At 71.8% G+C, this 16,200-nt stretch carries 4 protein-coding genes and 1 pseudogene; 2 read left to right on the top strand and 3 right to left on the bottom strand.

The genetic code is table 11. The features are described from left to right. Nucleotides 1-158: 158 nt before the first annotated feature. Nucleotides 159-7,947 (bottom strand): annotated as a pseudogene (locus O7633_RS28385) (ricin-type beta-trefoil lectin domain protein). A 452-nt stretch (nucleotides 7,948-8,399) separates the two neighbouring features. Here O7633_RS28385 and O7633_RS28380 point away from each other — a divergent pair. Further along, on the top strand, nucleotides 8,400-11,585 hold the full coding sequence (locus O7633_RS28380) for a DNRLRE domain-containing protein (protein ID WP_282324576.1): 3,186 nt from the start codon (nucleotides 8,400-8,402) through the stop codon (nucleotides 11,583-11,585). A gap of 269 nt (nucleotides 11,586-11,854) precedes the next feature. Here O7633_RS28380 and O7633_RS28375 read toward each other — a convergent pair whose 3' ends face one another. Next, the gene (locus O7633_RS28375) at nucleotides 11,855-13,039 is read right to left on the bottom strand and encodes an alkaline phosphatase PhoX (RefSeq protein ID WP_282324575.1); all 1,185 of its coding nucleotides are present in this window, start codon (nucleotides 13,037-13,039) and stop codon (nucleotides 11,855-11,857) included. Nucleotides 13,040-13,105: 66 nt separating this feature from the next. Continuing rightward, the gene (locus O7633_RS28370; protein ID WP_282324574.1) at nucleotides 13,106-15,322 is read right to left on the bottom strand and encodes an MMPL family transporter; all 2,217 of its coding nucleotides are present in this window, start codon (nucleotides 15,320-15,322) and stop codon (nucleotides 13,106-13,108) included. 109 nt (nucleotides 15,323-15,431) lie between these two features. Between O7633_RS28370 and O7633_RS28365 the strand changes: the two genes are divergently transcribed. Beyond that, complete coding sequence (locus tag O7633_RS28365; protein ID WP_282324573.1) at nucleotides 15,432-16,190, top strand: TetR/AcrR family transcriptional regulator; 759 nt, start codon at nucleotides 15,432-15,434, stop codon at nucleotides 16,188-16,190. Nucleotides 16,191-16,200: the final 10 nt, after the last annotated feature.

The raw sequence follows: 16,200 nt of genomic DNA, 5'->3' as shown, positions 1-16,200 counted from the left end.
TGAAAGACCAACCCTGCCCTGCAGGAGCATGCTTAGTTGAGCCCTGGTCGAAATAACATCCCCGACGAGGCGAATATGCGCTAGACCAACCCTCTCGCTTAAGAGGATCTCCGCAAGAACAGCATCGTGATGTTCCTCTTGACCTAGCAACGCAGCCCCTAGCCTAGAGTCCTTCTGAGCGCAACCATTCCTCGCGCCCCTGCCGGTATATCCACGCCACCAGCTCGCAAAATCGACACGCAGTAGGTTACGCAACTGTTGTGAATGCCATCATAGCCGCCGAGGTCCGCCCCAATTGAGCGTTGCTGGGCCCGCATGGCCGCTCCCACGTCAGGAACATCGAAGGTTCGCTCAATAACGTTTGGGCCAAGTGGCTCCGCTCGCGCACCCGTCGTCGGGAGACCATTTGGGCTTCCTACCCCATCCCATCCTGGGATTACTTGTTCAGTCTCCAGTGACCTGCCGCCGCCCTCTACCCGAATCGTGGCATGCTCCATATCGGCGTCCCAACGCACGGTTGCCTTACCACCACAGTTGTGTGCGAGTACCGGCGCATCGCCGGCTACGACATGGTACGTGTGGGTGTTGGCGATGGTGAGGTTGTGGACGGTGGCCCAGGTGGTGACGTGTCGTTGGACCGCGGTGATCTGGACGTGGGTGCCGGCGCTGGTCTGGAGCCACTGTCCGGGCTGGAGGTCGGTGGCGTCGATCCACTGCCGGAGTTCGGGTACCCAGAAGGGGTGTCCGTCGGTGGCGGTGATCTTGCTGGCGCCGTCGTCGTCCGCGTCGCCCTTGCTCGGGGTGTCGCTGGTGGTGATGGTGACGAGGTGTTTGGTGCCGGTGCCGGTGATCGTGGCGGTGACCGTCTCGACCTCGGTTTCGCCGGTGTCGGGATTGGTGGCGAGGACCTTGTCGCTGGGTTCGATGTCCTCGATGGGTTTGGTGGTGCCGTCGGCCATCAGGACCTTGGTGCCGGGGATGAAACTGTTGTCGGTGTTGCAGCCACCACCGCCGTCGGCTTTGCCGGTGCCGCCGCCTCCGCTGGTGCCGCCGTTGGAGCGGTTGGAGCCGCCGGAGCTGCCGCCGGGTTTGGAGCCCGTTGACTTTCCGCCGCCACCGTTTCTGGTGGTGGCTGCGGTGGAGCCCTTGGGATTGGCGCGGGCCTGAGCCTGCTTCTGGACGGGGTTGCCGGTCTTCTTGGCCTGTTCGGTGGCGCGGTTGCTGACCGTGTTGACCTTGTCCTGAACCTTCTTTTTCGCAGCTTGGGCCGCCTGCTTCGCGCGTTCGATGGCGAGTTTCTTGGCGTTGAGGGCGGCGGTCTCCGCGGCCCTCGCGGCACGCAGGACGTTCTCGGCGGCGCGTTTGGCGTTCTGGAGGGCGCGGATGGCGCTGAAGGTGCGTTTCACCGCGCTGGCGATCTTCAGCGCGCTCCTGGCGGCCTTCAAGCCTGGGCTCAGCATGCTGGTGACGAGGTCGATGCAGGACCAGACGCTGCCGCCGAAGCAGCCGAGGGCGGCGTTGATGCCGAGGAAGTCCTTCAGGACGTCCCAGGCGACGGACAGGATGACCGAGGTGACGGACTTGCCCATGATGGCCTGGGCGTCGGCGACCTGGGCCGCGGACAGGCCCGCGCCGGCGAGGGCGGCGGCGGTCTCCGAGGGGGTCAGGGAGATGGACAACCCGGAGGGGTCGGTGTGGGTGGCCGGGTTGTTGTGGGCGTACGTGTAGCCGTTGGACTGCAACGGGTCGGCGGTGTCCAGCACCGGGTCGGCGGAGAGGAACCGGCCCACGCTGGGGTCGTAGAGGCGGGCGCCCAACGGGACGTACCCGGAGGGGTCGTCGCGCCGGGCGCCGAGGAACCCGGTCGGGGTCTGCATGTTGGCGGCCAGGGCGGCGGTGCCGCGCTGGTTGCCGAACGGGTCCTGCTTACGGATCCGGGTGGTCATGTTGCCGTCGAGGGTGACCTCGGCGTACGGGGTGCCCTGGTGGTCACCGACGACGGCGGCGAGGGCGGACGGGTTGGTGCCGTGGGCGTAGCGCAGCACCGACCCGCCCGGGGCGGCGTACGAGCGCTGGCTGCTCACCAGCGCGCCGCCCTGCTGCGTGGTCACCTGTGACTCGCCCAGGTGCAGGGTGGCCTGCCGGCCTTGCACGGTCAGCAGCCGTGAGCCGCCCGGCCCATAGATGTGCCGCGTCTCGTTCTGCGCCTGCCACTGCTGCGCCGCCGCCCCGCCCGCGCACGCGGCCAGGACGATCGGGGTGCCGTCGGCGGTGGCCGCGTCGCGCACCGCGAGGCACAGCCCTGACGAGGTGTGCCGGAGCTGCCCGGTCGACAGGCGCTCCACCCGCTGGTCGGCGCCACCGTCACAGGCGCGGATCTGCGCCGCCGACCCGGCCGTCGTGCCGGTGGGCTGCACGCACCAGGTGTCGTAGATGGACAGGGTGCCCAGGTTGGGGTCGGGCTGGCCGCCGGCCGGGGTGAACGCCCACTTCTGCGCCACGGTGTCGTTGCAGGCGAACAGTTGCACCGGCTGACCGGCCGTCGCGCGACCGGCGTTCAGGTCCAGGCACTTGCCGCCCAGGCCCACGTACGGGGTCCGGCCCTTGCTGCCCTGCCCGGTGATCCGCTCGACCTGACCGTCGTACGTCCAGGTCAGGGTCTGCTCGTCGCCGTTCTGCACCGAGGTGACCGACTTCGTCTCGCCGGTCAGCTCGTACAACCGCTGGGCGGCGGCGGTGATCGCGGCGCCGGCCGGGGTGACGTAGTTCTTCGTGACCGTGGTGAGGGTGCGCGGCTGGCTGCCGTCGGCCCTGCCGTAGGCGTAGGTGGTGGTGGCGTCCTTGGCGGTGTCGCCGGTGAGGTCCTTATCCACCAGCTTCGTGCGGTTGCCGAGCAGGTCGTACTCGTACTCCTGCCAGTAGCCGGAGCCGTCCGCGCCGGCCGCCACGTTGAGCACGCCGCCGGTGCCCGCCGGGCCGGGTGCGCAGGACGCCTGGTCGGCGGCGGTCCACGCCCGCTTGAGCTGGCCGAGCGCGTCGTACTGGAAGCACTGCCGTTCCTGGATGCCCCCGGCCTGCTCGCGGATGGCCAGGACGTTGCCGGCGTTGTCGTACCAGTAGTGGCGGTTCGACACCAGGTTGCCGCCCACGACGCCGGTGTCGCCGGCCTTCTCGCGGTAGACCTGCTGGCTGGTCAGGGCGCCGCTGGCGTCGTCGTACGAGGCCATGGCCCAGACCCGGTGCGGCTGCGCGCCGAGCGTCGAGCGCAACACCTGACCGTACGGCGAGTAGACCGTCTCCGCGCCGTACCAGTCCTTGCCGGAGACCGACAGGGGCAGGCCATCCTTGGTGTAGCGGACCAGCACCTTCTCGCTGGGCAGCGCCCCGACGCCGGGCAGCACGGTCGACTCGGGCATCCCCGTGTCGGTGTAGGTGTAGCCGTACGTGTAGGAGGTTTGCAGCCCCCAGGTGCTGGCGATGCTCGCGGGCAGCGTCAGCGTGGTCGACGTCGGCTGGTAGTCGTCGGTGTAGCCGCCGATGCTCTGGGTGTACGGCAGCCCGTCGGTGTAGCGGGTGGCGGTCGCCGGCAGGCCCTTGCCGCCGGCCACCGTGTCGTAGGTGTACTCGCCGAGCAGGGTGCCGCCGCTGCCGCCGAGCCGCTGCTGGACGGGGCGGGACAGCTCGTCGTAGCCGTTCCACACCGTCACGCCCCGGGCGTTGGTGCTGGTGACCTGCCGGTCCCGGTGGTCGTAGGTGAGGGTGGTGACGCCGGTGTCCGGGTCGGTGGCGCTGACCGGCCGGCCCCGGTGGTCGTAGCTCCAGGTCCACTCCTTCGGGTTCTCGGAGTGGGTGGCCCGCGTCAGCTGGCCCTGCGGGTCGTACTGGTAGCGCATGGAGACGAACGCGCTGCGGTCGCCCTTGGTGTAGGTGTCGACCCGCGTGGTGCGGCCCAGGGCGTCGGTGAACAGCCGGAACGAGGCCGCGCCCGCCGGGTTGAGCACCGTGGAGTGGTCCGCGCCGTATTCGTAGCGGGTGGACCGCAGCGGCACCTCGACGCCGTTGTGGACGGGCATCTCCTCGACGACCCGTCCGAGCCCGTCGTAGGTGTAACGGGTGGCGTTGGGCACGGCGGTGTCGGCGGCCGGGGTGAACAGGGTGCCGCTCGGGTTTCCGTCGGCGTAGTAGGCGTTACGGGTCTGCCCCACCTCGCCGGCCCGGTTGTAGAGGGTGTCGGTGATCAGCCGTCCGCCGCCGACGGCCTCCTGCTGGCTCTGCCGTTCCCGGCCGAGGCCGTCGTAGATGGTGACCGCGGTCTCCACCCGGTTCTCGTGGCTGCGGGCCTTCGTGGTGACGTACGGTGGCTTGCCGGCCTGGATGGTGTACTCGGCCCGGAAGTCGGGGATCGCCCCGGCCGACGGGGTGCGGCCGGCGGCCCACGCCTCGACGAGGCGGCCCAGGGCGTCGAACTTCGACTCGCTGACCCGGTCGTTGAGGTCGGTGCTGCGCACCACGACCCCGCGGCCGGGGTCGAACTCCTGGATCTGCCGGTGGTTGAGGGAGTTCTTCTCCTCGACCTGGAAGGGCTGGCCGGTGGTCGGGGTGTAGGTGGTCGTGGAGGTCTTCAGGTCGGGGTCGGTGCGGGAGACGACCCGGCCGAGGGCGTCGAAGCCGACGGTGCCGTCGGACTGGAAGCCGGAGCCGTCGCCCTTGAGCGACCAGGTCTGGGTGACCAGGGCGCGGGCGTCCGCCGCCAGGGCGGTCCCGTACGCCGCGCCGTCGTAGGCGATCCGGCTGGCGGAACTCAGCGACGCCAGGTTCGTCCAGGTGGCGGCGGCGCAGGTGGTGGGGCTGGTCAGCATCTGCTGGGTCAGGCCGACCAGGTTCCGGTCGAGCCGGTGCAGGTAGGTGAGCTGGGTGCACGTCTCGTCGCCGGTCTTGCCGGTGTCGCCCAGCGACTCGATCTGCGTCGGCAGGCCGTGCGTGGCGTCGTAGCTGGTCTTCGTCTCGACCTTCCGGCTGGTGCGGGTGTCGTCGCCGGTGCCGGAGGAGCGGCTGTGCGCGACCACCCGGGATTCGGTGACCCGCCAGGCGCGCAGCGGGCTGAGCCCGTCGTCCCGGTTGCGCCGGCCGAGTTCCTCGGCCTCCGGGTAGGTGACGCTGCGGGTGAGCCAGTCGCCGGCCGCGGCGTCGGCGGTGGGGTAGGTGAGTTCCTCGGCGATGCGGCCGGCGAACGGCTCGCGGTCCTTGGCGATCTCCTGGCCGGCGGCGTCCTCGACGGACACGTCGTCGCCCATGCCCCGGAAGTAGCGGGTGACGGACTTGGTCGCCACGCTGCCATCGCCGTGGTCCGCGTCGGTCTCGCCGGTGCGGACGGTGACCTGCGCGAAGCCGGCGAACTGCGAGTACGTCCGGGCCGACTTCTTGGTGAACTCCTGCTCGGCGAGCTTCCACCCGGGGTCGGCGTAGCTGTAGCGGGTGAGGGTGCTGACCGCCGGGCCGTCGATGGCGGGGAGTTCCTCGACGCTGTCCACCACGTACTTGTGGAACCAGTCGATCTCCTCGGCGCTGGGGTCGGGGTGCCAGAAGGACGGGTAGCAGAGCCGGTTGTTGTTCTTCAGCGCGGTGGTGTCCGTCTTGCCGGGCAGCCCGGTGCCGGTGGCGCAGCCGCCCGTCGGCTGCTTGTAGCTGACGACGGTCTCGCCGCCGTACTCGTTGATGATCCGGGCGATGCGCAGCCGGGAGAACCCGGGGCGGTCGTCGTTGCGCACCCGGTTCGGCATGTCCTCGGGGTTCGCCTCGAAGCGCACCGGATTCAGGGTGATTTTGTCGGTGCCGCCGGTGGGCCCGTACCCGGTGCGGGTGATCGACTCCAGCCACAGCGCGGTGTTCGGCCCGGTCCGGGTGGTGGGGAACGCCTGCGCGAGCTGGTACTCGTCGACCACCTGGCGCGCGGTGCTGCCGGGCTGCCGCTGCGCCGAGGTGGTGATCTTGTCGAGCCGCTTGCGGGTGAAGAAGGACGGGGAGGCGTTCCAGCACTTCTTGTCGTCGCCGCAACGCAGGTCGGCCGGGGTGTCGTACCAGATCCGGTACTTGGCCGGGTCGCTGCTGGTGAAGTTGGCCTCGGAGCAGGTGACGGCGCCCTCGGCGAAGCACCGCTCCGCCACCGTGAAGGTGATCTGGGCGGCCGGGGCGGCGGAGAAGATGGTGTTGGCGCGCTGCCCGTAGTCGATCCGGGTGAGATAGCCGCCCCGGTCGTACGGGACGGGGGACTTGAAGTTGAAGTTGCGGGCGTAGTGGTTGGTCTCCTTGGCCCACCACAGGCTCATCGCGTTGCCGTGGACATCCTCGACGTAGTCCAGCGACCAGCGCCAGGCCTGGGTGCAGACCGAGCCGGCCCAGTTGCCCGCCTGGTAGCAGTCCTCGCCCGCGTGGTTGCCGTAGACCGGGACGGTCAGCACCGAGTTGGTGACCGGGTCGCCCGTGGACCAGCCGGGCAGGCGGTGCAGCCCGAAGTGGTGGCGGGTGCCGTCGCGGGTGGTGACGACCCAGTATTCCCCGTCGGCGTCGCCGTTCGCCTTGCCGGTGTCCTTGACCAGTTCCACCCGGGAGCCGTCGCCGTTGGCGGTGAACCAGGTCTCCTCGTCGGCGTCCCAGACGAGCTCGGTGGTCATGCCGCCGAGGGAGAGGGTCGCGTTGTCGGAGCCCCAGCACAGGTCGCCGGTGCGGTGCGTGGAGTTGTTCGCACCCGACTTCTTCGAGTCCTGGGTGCAGTTGGCGTAGCTGCGGGTGATGGATCCGGCGCTGTAGTCCCAGCCGTCGCCGATCCAGGAGGCCTGGTTGTTGGTGGCCGAGGTCCGGCCGTCGACCGACTGCGAGGAGTAGCCCAGGTTCACCCGGGGCATCAGGCCGCCGGGAGCCTCCGGCACCTGCACCTGGTAGCCGTAGGTGAACGCGCCGGAGGAGGCGCCGGCCGCCCAGGAACCGGAGGAGAGCAACGGGGTGGCGGTGTAGTCGCCACCGGCCGAGGCCCCGGTGTCGAGCACGCCGACCACCCCGGCGCCGGCGGCGCTCGCCGCGCTGCGCGCGCCCGCGGCGCCGCTCGGGCCGGCGAGCAGCGACCCGATCGAGACACTGCCGTTGACGAGCCGGCGGGTGCCGTCGTCGTCGGTCGCCGTCGGCGCCTCGTCGGCCGGCACCAGCTCCGTCTCGCTGGACACGGCCGCCCCGGCGTCTGGGTCGGGTGCCTGGTAGGGGGCGAACGACGGGGGCGACGCGGCACCCGTGTCGGGGGCGCAGTCACCGCCGTCCGGGTCGTCGTAGACGCAGCTGGGCAGCAGCACCAGGCCGAACCGGTCGGCCGCCTGCGGGCCGTAGAGGTCGGCGAAGGGCGTGTAGTCGACGCTGAGGGCCACCTCCGCGTCCGGGTCGGCGGTCACCGGCGGGGTGATCTTCATGATCAGGCCGGGGGCCCCGACGGCCTGGGACGCCTCCGGGCTGGAAAGGTCGACCTTCCAGGTGCCGGCCAGGTCGGCCGGATCGCCGCCCTCGGGCACGCCGAGGGCGACCGGCAGGTCCTCGACCGGCAGCGGCGCCGGGGGTCGCGGCCGTCAGGTCCACCTCGCCGCTGTCCTGCTGCCACGGGGTGACCGCCTGCGGCTCGTACGGGTCCACCGGCACCTCGGCGGCGGTGGTCAGCTCCGTCTCGGCGTCCGCGTCGTGGTCGACGTGCCTGATGGTGGGGATGTCGGGCAGCTCGACCGGCATCCCGGTACGGCTCATGCCGGCGCCCGGCACCGCCCACGCCTGCGCGGGGGCGATCGCCACCAGCAGGTTCACCGAGAGCGCCAGCGCCAGCGCCCGGCGGGTGGGCGACCAGCGCCGGCGGCCCGTGGCCGGTCGGGCGGGTCGGCCGGGACGCCGTCGGGACAGCAATCCGGTTCCAGGCATACGTCGGCTCCCACCCAGGCGCGAAGACGGAAGAGATCGCGGTACGACCGCGACGGCACGGCACGCGCCGGGCGTGGCACGCCCGAGCACTGTGGATCAATCAGCGCTCTTACTCAAGGTGACCGGACGTAACCGGAGCGGCGCGGCAGTGATCCTGGCCACCACCCATTCCTCCATGAGAGCCACCAGGCGAATGAAGTCACCTTTGGCGGATCTATCCGTAGATGCCCGTCAAGCCCGGCTGATGAAAGCCGCATAGGTCAACTCTCGGTCGCGAACTCCGACGACAGCGCGTACAAGATCACGAATTGATAACGGAAGAAAGTGTGACGAGCCGGCGACTGGTTGTGCGATCGTGTGCCCGCGCTTGCTGCCCCGTGGCCCTCCGCCGGACGGGATCGCTCGTCGTTGCCGCCGCCCTGTCCGCCCGGCCCCCACGGGAGTAGACCGCCGTGACCGTGCCTCGCCTGCTCAGCCCTTTCGTGCGTACGCGTACCCGGCAGCTCTGCACCCTGGGCTTCCTGCTGGTCGCGCTCCTCGTGGCCGGGCTGCCGTACTGGCTACGCGCCGACGACAGCCGGCCCTCCCGACCGCAGCGGGCCACCGAGGCCGCGCCGGTGGACACCGCCGGCCGGGACTACTCGGCCGCGATGGCCGAGGCCCGGCGCACCGGTCAGGAGGTGCCCGTCGACACCGCGACCACCGCCACCTCGCTCACCTGGGCGCGCCCGGACAGTAAGCTCCGCACCACCTTCCACGCCCTGCCCCAACGCGCGAAGACCGCCTCCGGGCAGTGGGCCCCGATCGACACCACGCTCACCCGCGCCAGCGACACCCCCACCGGGCTGGATGTCACGCCGGCCAACGCGCCGGTGCCGGTCCGTTTCTCCGCCGGCAGCCCTTCCGCGGCGAAGCAGGGCGGGCAGTCGAGCGGCACCACCACCAACTCCCTGCGGCTCGCCCCGGCCGTCCAGCCCGAGAGTCCCGCCGAGACCGCCCTCGCCGAGGTGCAGATCGACGGCCACACGATCACGTACCTGTGGCCCGGCCTCCTGCCGGAACCGGTGCTGGACGGGCCCCGCGCGCTCTACCCCGAGGTGTTGCCCGGCGTCGACCTGCTCGTCGTCGCCCGCGAAGAGGGCGGGTTCGGGCAACTGCTGATCGTCAAGAACCGCAACGCCGCCACGCTCGACGCCGTCGACACCCTGACCTACGGGCTGCGGTCCGCGACGGCCGTCTTCCGCCACCAGCAGCCCACCAACGGGGTGCAGATCCTCGACCCCGTCAGCGGTGCGGAGATCGGCTCCATCCCCAGCCCGTTCGCCTGGGACTCCGCCGGCAGGGAACCCACCTCGCCCGAGACGCCGCTGCGCACGGCGGTGGACACCAGCGCCGACGTGCTGCAACTCTCCGGCCTCAGCGGCGCCGAGCCCGGTTCCCGGCAGGGCCCGATGCCCACCCGACTCGACGGTGAGGACACCGGCGAGGCCCGGTTGCACCTGGACGCCGCCGCCACCGGCCTGCTCACCGACCCCGAGGCACTCTTCCCGCTCTTCCTCGACCCGACCCTCAAGACAGGACTGCAGTCCTGGGCCACCGTCTACAAGCAGAGCCCGAACACCAACACCTACCACAGCACCAACTTCAACAGCGGCACCTCGGACGCCCGGGTCGGCTACGACGAGGACACCCCGCTGACGACGCGTTCCTTCTGGCGGATGGGCTTCGACAGCAAGATCAAGGGAACGGTGGTCAGTGAGGCCGGCTTCCGGGTGCTGAACAACCACTCCTGGTCCTGCACGGCCCGGGAGATGCAGCTCTGGCTCACCGGCGCCATCTCCTCCAGCAGCACCTGGCAGAAGCAACCGGCCTGGGAGTCCCTGCAGCAGAAGCGGTCCTTCGCCCACGGCTACGGCAGTAGCTGCGACGACGAGTACGTGCGGTTCGACGTGCTGGGCGCGGCCCAGGAGGCGGCCACCAAGGGCTGGGGAAGCATCACCCTCGGCATGCGCGCCACCAGCGAGTCCGACACGCTGACCTGGCGCAAGTTCAAGGCCAACACGGCGGAGCTGGAGGTCGTCCACAACCGTCCCCCGGGCGAGCCGACGGACGGCCGGACCTCGCCCGGCGGCAGTTGCGTGCCCGGCCCCGGCGGCGGCGCCACCATCGCCCGGACCACGATCTCCCTGTCGGCGAAGGCCATCGACCCGGACGGCAACCTCAAGGGGCTGCGCTTCCGCTTCTGGCGGACCGGCACCACGGCGCCCGCGGGCACCCTCGTCACCCACTCCAGTGACGGCAGGGCCAGCCGGACGATCCTCCCCAGCGACCTGGAGGACGGGGTCACCTACTCCTGGGACGTCCGCGCCGAGGACCACTCGAACGCGTCGTCCTCGTACTATCCGCCGGGCACCGAGCCGTGCCGCTTCACCATCGACGCCTCCGCGCCGCCGGCACCCGACGTCGCCAGCGACGTGTGGCTGGAGGCGACCCCGGACGGCACCACCTGGTCCACGGTCAAGTTCGGGCAGACCGGCCCGGTCGAGTTCAGCGCGGCCGGTGCCGCCCAGTTCAGCTACTCGTTCGAAAGCATCAACCCGATCACGGTGCCGGCCGTGGGGGGCAAGGCCACCGTGACCGCTCTGGCACCCCGGCACGCGGGACCGAACACCCTGCACGTGTACGCCTTCGACGCGGTCGGCAACCGCAGCGTCCGCACCGACTACACCTTCTACGTGCCGCCCAGCGAGACTGCCGACAAGCCCGGCGACGTCACCGGCGACGACCTGCCCGACCTGCTCCTCGTCGATGCCACGGGCAACCTGCGCACCTACGCGGGCGACGAGGGCGGCGAGTTGTACTCGTGGCTCGCCGCCTCCTACACCACCGGCAACGAACTGAACCCGCCGGGACACTGGTGGGACGCGGGTGCTGCCAAGGCGGCCCTGATCGCCAAGTACGACGACGCCTACCCGGGCGACGGCATCACCGACCTGTTCGCCCGCACCCCCGACGGCCGATTCTGGCTCTACCCCGGCGACGGATACGGCAGTTTCGACGTCAACCGCCGGCTGCGGGTCCTGCTGCCGGCCGGCGCGCCCGATCCGAACACCTGGACCCAGATCAAGGCCGTCGGTGACGTCACCGGCGACAAGCGCCCGGACCTGGTGGTGCGGGCCGGGACGGCGTTCTGGATGCTCGGTGGCTACACGGGGGCGAGCTTCCAGGAGGCGACCCTGATGGAGGGGTCGGCCTGGGCCCGCCGGGAGGTCGTCAACGTGGCGGACATCGACGTCGACGGCATCCCCGACCTGCTCTGGCGCAACCTGGACAACGGCAACATGTACGTCCGCCACGGCCTGCCGGGGACGGCACCGGGCAGCGTCGACCTGCACTCGCTCAAGCAGGCCGCCAACTCGCGTGACGGCGATGTCTCCTACGGCACCGGCTGGACGGAGGCGGCGATGAGCGCGGTGATCGCGATCCCGGATGTCAGCGGCGACCAGGTGCCCGACCTCTGGGTGCGGTCTGGCGCCGACGGTCAGATCCGGGTCTACCACCCCTCCGCGACGAGCGCCGGTTCCCCGGTGAAGGTCGTGCTGGGCGCGGACTGGAGCACCATGAAGTCCTTCGGCTGATCCATCAGGACTGGCCAATGCTGTGGGGACAATAGGGAGCTGAGTCACCTACGACATCACGCCGCCCGGCCCTTCCCGCCCTCCCCACCGGCCCCGGCGCGTCCCTGCACCCCGGGTGCCCATCGGGGTGCAGGGGTGGGTGGGTGATGTCGTAAGTGACTCAGCTCCCTAGCGGGCGGGACGGGGCACGTCAGCGACCTCCGGGTATCCGGTGGCGCAGCCGTTCGGAGGGCAATCGGCGGCCCGGCGGTCAGAGTCAGGAGGCAGGGTCAGCGGCGGAAGGGGCCGGTGATCTCGTACGTGATGCCGTCGGAGCCGGTGACCGCCCCGCTGACGCCCCGCTGGGAGGAGAAGTAGAGGCGGCTGCCGTCCGGGGAGAACGCCGGGCCGGTCAGCTCCGAGCCCGACTGGCCGAGCAGGCGCAGGAACGGGGTGACCACGCCGGCCGGGGTGATCATGTTGATCTCCAGGTTGCCGCCGTCCTCGGCGACGTACAGGTCGCCGGAGCGGGTGCCGGTGATGTTGTCGACGCCGGTGAGCGGGGCCGCCCCGGCGGGCACCAGCGAGTCGTCGTACGCCAGGTCGAGGCGCTGGCCGGCGGCGTCGTACGCCCAGACCCGGTTGTCGCCCTTGGTGGTGAACCAGCAGGTGCCCCGGTCGTACCAGCAGCCCTCGCCGCCGTCGAAGTGCTGCGCCGCGCCGACCTGGCGGCGGGTGGGGACGGGAAAGCCGTCGCGGTCGGGCACGTCGGCCCAGGTCACCGGGCCGGTGACCTGACCGGTCGGCGCGCAGAGCACCTGGAGCCGGCCGGTGCGCAGGTCGCCCCAGGTGTCGGGGACGAACCGGTAGAAGCAGCCGTCCTCCTCGTCCTCGGTGAGGTAGACGACGCGCCGGTCGGGGTCGCAGGCGGCGGCCTCGTGGGTGAACCGGCCCATCCGGGTGCGTTCCTCGGCGGCGCGGCTGCCGTCGGGCCAGGTCTCCATGACCCGGCCGAGCGGGGCCTCCTCGCAGGAGAGCCAGGTGCCCCACGGGGTCGCCCCGCCGGCGCAGTTGAGGTTGGTCCCGCCGAGGATCCGGTACGCCGAGGCGATGCTGCCGTCGGCGCGGAACCGCACGGCCGACGCGCCGCCGGCGAGCGGGATCTCGGAGTTGGAGACGTAGATCCAGCCGTCGGGGGCGGGGAAGCACGCGCCGCCGTCGGGGGCCCAGTGCCACAGGTAGGAGGTGCCGGCGACCCGCTGCCCGGAGCGGGCGACCACCCGGCTGGTGAAGCCGGCGGGCAGTTGGATGCCGTTGGCGTCGGCGGCGAGCAGGTCCCCGTACGGGCCGGGGCCGGGCTGGGCGGGCCCGACGGCGAGGGCCGGCGCGGAGCGGGCGGCGGAGGCCCAGAGGCTGCCGCAGAAGGCGGCGGCCCCGCTGGCGACGGTGGCGCGCAGGACGGTACGACGGTCCATCGGTTACCTCCCGGTAGGGTCGATGCCCCACCGACGGTAGAGCCGGTGAGGCATCGACACCAGTGACTACCCGATGAACGCGGGGTGACGGCTCTCCGGCCCGACCGCCTCGGGTTCGGGCGCGTCCGGCGGCGCGGGCTGCGCCGGGTCGTCCGACTCGCGGATGCCGAAGCGGCGGTAGACCGCGCCGAGCGGGCCGGGGGCCCACCAGTTCCAGCGGCCGAGCAGGCGCATGGTGGCCGGCACCAGCAGCGCCCGCACCAGGGTCGCGTCGACCACGATCGCCACGATCATGCCGATCCCGATCAGCTTGATGTACGCCATCGCGCCGGTGGCGAAGCCGGCGACCACGATGACCAGCAGCAGGGCGGCGGCGGTGATGATCCGGCCGGTGCGTTGCAGGCCGGCGGCCACCGACGCGGTGTTGTCGCCGGTGCGGTCCCACTCCTCGCGGACCCGGGAGAGCAGGAACACCTCGTAGTCGGTGGCCAGGCCGAACAGCACGGCGAGCATGAGGATCACGTTGCTCGGCTCGATGAACCCGGTCGGGGTGAAGCCGAGCAGCCCGGACAGGTGGCCGTCCTGGAAGATCCAGACCACCACGCCGAACGACGCGCCGATGGAGAGCAGGTTCATCAGCACCGCCTTGACCGGCAGCACCACCGAGCCGAACGCGAGGAAGAGCAGCAGCAGGGTCGCGCCGGCCATCAGCAGGGCCATCCAGGGCAGCCGGTCGCCGAGGCTGTCCAGCAGGTCCCGGTCGACGCCGGGCCGGCCGCCGACGAGCACCCGCGCGCCGTCCGGGGCGGGCAGGGCGCGCAGGTCGCCGACGAGGTCCCGGGCGGCGTCGCCGGTCGGCTCGCCCGGGTAGGCGACGGCGAGCAGCGTCGAGGCGCCGTTGGTCGCGGCGACCCGCACGCCGGTGACCCCGGGCACCGCCGCGATCCGGTCGGCGAACGGCTCGACCGCGTCGGCCGGCACGCCGGTGACCAGCACGTCGATGGGGGCGATGGTGCCGCCGGGGAACCGCGCGGCGATCCGCTCGGAGACCACCCGGGGCCCGGCGTCCGCCGGCAGCACCCGCTCGTCGACCCCGCCGAACCCGGCGCGCAGGAACGGGGTGGCCAGCAGCCCCAGGATCAGGGCCACCCCGACCAGGTAGGGCACCGGGCGGCGCATCACGCTGCGTGCGATCCGGGCCCAGGCGCCGCCGGTGTCGGCCTGCGCCGGGCCGGCGCGGTGCGCCCCGCGCCGCCACGGCAGCGGTACGCGCACCGCGTCGACCCGGCGGCCGAGCACCGCGAGCAGGGCCGGCAGCACGGTGAGCGCCGCGAGCATGGCGACCAGCACGGCGGCCATTCCGCCGAGGCCCATCGAGCGCAGGAACGGCTGCGGGAAGACCAGCAGGCTGGCCATGGCGAGGGCGACGGTGAGCCCGGAGACGAGCACGGTGCGGCCGGCGGTGGCCATGGTGCGGCGTACCGCCTCGGCGGTGTCGCGGCCGGCGGCGAGTTCCTCGCGGAACCGGCTGACCACGAACAGGGCGTAGTCGACGGCCATGCCGAGGCCGATCAGGGTGATCACGTTGATCGCGAAGACCGACACGTCGGTGACCATGCTGAGCAGGCGGACGGCGACCAGCGCGCCGAGGATGGCGAGCCCGCCGACGAGCAGCGGGGTGGTGGCGGCGACCAGCCCGCCGAAGATCAGCACGAGCAGGACCAGCAGCACCGGCATGGAGAACAGCTCGGCGCGGGTGATGTCCTCGCTGGTCTGCTCGGTGGCGTACCGCTGGAAGGCCACCGCGCCGCCGAGCTCGGTGCGCAGCCCGGGGGCGTCGAACGCGGGCCGCACCGCGTCGAACGCCTCGGCGCGGGCGTCCTCGTCGACGCCGTCGAGCTGGACCAGGGCGTAGGTGGACCGGCGGTCGGCGGAGACCAGGTGTGGCGCCGGGGCGTCGTAGAAGGTGGTCACGCTGGTGACCTCGGGACGCTGGCGCAGCGCCGCGACGGTGCCGGCGACCGGGTCGCGGAACGCCGGCTGGTCGACGGTGGCGGTGTCGCTGGACCAGAGCACGATCACGTCGGCGCCCTGCCGGCCCAGTTCGGCGGTGATCCGCTCGGCCGTGCGGCTGGACTCGCTGGCCGGGTCGGCGAACCCGCCGCCGCTGAGCTGGCCGAAGACGCCGGTCCCCCAGGTCGCGCCGAGCGCCATGAGCGCCACGGCGGCGGCCAGCACTGCCCAGCGGGCCCGCACCACCGCCCGCCCCCACCAGTCGAACATCGCAATCCCCCTCACCGACCGTTAAGGTCGTGGTCAGTAACCATGGCTCTCCGAAGTGAACGCCGTTTACTATTACTACGTCGTTCGCTCCAGTCAAGGGGGTTCACGCATGTCCGCACCGACCCGGCGGGAACGGCTACGCGCGGCCACCCTCTGCGAGATCAAGAACGGGGCGCGCCGGCTGTTGGTGACCGGCGGGGTCGAGGCGGTCTCCCTGCGCGCCATCGCCCGCGACATGGGGATGACCGCGCCCGCCATCTACCGCTACTTCCCCAACCTGGAGGGCCTGGTCGGCGCGCTGACCGGCGACCTCTACGACGAGCTGCGCGCCATCAGCGAGGCGGCCCGGGACACGGCCGGCGACGACCCGGTCGACCAGCTCACGGCCATGTGCCGGGCGATGCGCCGCTGGGCCGTCGCGCACCCCGCCGAGTTCACCCTGATCTTCGGCAACCCCGTCCCGGGGGTCGCCACGTTCACCGACGCCTGCGCCGACGCCGAGCACCCCGGCGCGCGGCTCGGGGCGGTCTTCCTCGCCCCGTTCCTCGCGCTGACCCGGGACGGAGCGCTGCCCGGGCCACCGGCCGACGCGCTGCGCCAGCAGCTCGGCTGCCACCTCGCCCCGCTCACCACCAAGCACGGCGACCTGCCGATCGAGGTCGCGTACGCGTTCCTGTCCGCCTGGACCCGACTCTACGGGCTCGTCGCCATGGAGGTCTTCGGCCACCTCGCCTGGGCCGTGGACTCCCCCGAGGCGCTGTTCGAGACCGAACTCGCCGCGCTGTTCGCCCCGCTGCGCGGGACGCCCGGCACCGGCCCGCCGACCGGGAACGGCGACGGCCCCCCGGCCGGGTCCGCGCGGCACTAGGCTGCCCGAG

The sequence above is a fragment of the Micromonospora sp. WMMD712 genome (assembly GCF_029581295.1).
GTDB classification, from domain to species: Bacteria; Actinomycetota; Actinomycetes; order Mycobacteriales; family Micromonosporaceae; genus Micromonospora; species Micromonospora carbonacea.
Note: the sequence above shows the minus strand (reverse complement) of the source record. Positions and strands in the feature narration are given on the sequence as shown.